Consider the following 1,102-nt stretch of genomic DNA (forward strand, 5'->3'; position numbering starts at 1 on the left):
GGGGTGGGGCGGGGGGCCGGTCCCGCGGGAGGGGATTCCGCCTTTCGGAGCCCACCTGATCGATTTGCCCGCTCCCATGCCCTGACGAACGTCCCGCCGGGCGGAAGGTTTCACCGCACCCGAACTCCCGTCCGGGTATGTCCGAACTGCTGCCCGAAGGTCGCGGCCGTCGGACGCATCGCCCTACTCCCGCTGTCGTATGCGGCCGGACGCCGTGCCTCCTACCGTGAGGGGGTGATGACCTTGGACCGCCTGGCCGCCCGGGTGCGGGCGCTGCCGCCGATCGTCGCGGATCTGCTGGTGGTGGCGGTGGTGGGGGCGTTCACCACCGCCGACGCGGCGGTCAACGAGCCCGGCTACCGGCAGGCCGACGCGCTGACCTGGGCCCTCCTCGCGGTCTCGCTGGCCGCGCTCGCCTGCCGCCGCCGTTGGCCCGTTCCGGTGGTCTGCGTGACCGGGGCGGCCTGCGCCGGATGGGCGCTGCACGGGCACATCGGCGAGCTGCTGAACCTCCCCGTGATCGTGGCGCTGTACACGGTCGCGGTGCTGGGGGACCGCCGGTGCACCCTGTGGACCGGGGCGGTCGCCGCGACGGTCTCCGGCCTCGTGGCGCTGAAGGTCGGCCGGGACGTGGTCAACCCGCAGGGGCTGCCGGTCCTGGAGATGGTCTGGCCGCTCGTCCCGCTGCTCCTGGGCGAGGTGGTGCGGACCCGCCGGGAGCTGCTCGCGGAGTACGCGGCGCGCGCCGCCCGGGCCGAGGAGGACCGCGAACGGGAGGCCGCCCGCCGGGTCCGCCAGGAGCGGGTGCGGGTCGCCCGGGAGATCCACGACATCCTCGCCCACACCGTGAGCGCGATGACGGTGCAGGCCGGAGTGGCCCTGGATGCGCTGGATGCCGCGCCGGAGGTGTCGCGGCAGGCCATGACCCAGGTGCGCGCCTCGGGCAAGGAGGCCGTACGGGAACTGCGCGCCACGCTGTCCGTGCTGCGCGCGGCGGAGTCCACGGCCCCGGCTCCCCGCCTCGACCAGCTGGACGAACTGGTCGCGGGGGTCGAGGCGGGCGGCGTACGGGTCAGCCTGCGACGGGACACCCGGGCCGCCG

At 75.3% G+C, this 1,102-nt stretch carries 1 protein-coding gene; it reads left to right on the top strand.

From position 1 onward, the window contains the following. Nucleotides 1-237: 237 nt before the first annotated feature. On the top strand, nucleotides 238-1,102 hold an 865-nt coding region (locus D3105_RS34060; RefSeq protein ID WP_133305754.1), incomplete at its 3' end, for a histidine kinase dimerization/phosphoacceptor domain-containing protein.

This window comes from Streptomyces globisporus (genome assembly GCF_003501885.1).
GTDB lineage: Bacteria > Actinomycetota > Actinomycetes > Streptomycetales > Streptomycetaceae > Streptomyces > Streptomyces globisporus_D.